The 439-nt window shown below is 41.0% G+C and carries 1 protein-coding gene; it reads left to right on the top strand.

Annotation, left to right across the window (positions count from 1 at the left end; genetic code table 11):
* Positions 1-439, top strand: a 439-nt coding sequence (locus tag Q0891_RS17235; protein ID WP_299103581.1) for a SprB repeat-containing protein, incomplete at both ends; no start/stop codon positions are given.

The following is a 439-nucleotide window of genomic DNA, read 5'->3' as shown; positions in this document are numbered from 1 at the left end:
ACCATTACTAATGTTCTGTGTTTTGGAGAAGCGACTGGTGCAGCAACTGTGTCAGCGAGTTCTGTGATTAATCCTACGGCTACTTTTACTTTTACATGGTCTAATGGCGATACTGAATCTGGTGTAACTTCGAGTACGATATCTGATGTGGTTGCTGGGAACTATACCGTGAGTGTTACTATGGATGGATCATCTTGTGATCCTGTGGTTCATAATATTTCTATTACACAACCTTCGGAAGCATTAAGTGCTTCAATTAATAAGGTTGATGCGACCTATATACAAGCTTGTGTTAACGGTTCTGCAACTGTTACCGCAACTGGTGGAACTGCACCATACACATATGAATGGTCTGCCTCTGCGAATAACCAAACTACTGCTACTGCTACAAACTTACCTGTTGGTAACCACTCCGTTATTGTTATTGATGATAATGGAT

It is taken from the genome of uncultured Winogradskyella sp., assembly GCF_947498005.1.
Taxonomy (GTDB): Bacteria; Bacteroidota; Bacteroidia; order Flavobacteriales; family Flavobacteriaceae; genus Winogradskyella.
Note: the sequence above shows the minus strand (reverse complement) of the source record. Positions and strands in the feature narration are given on the sequence as shown.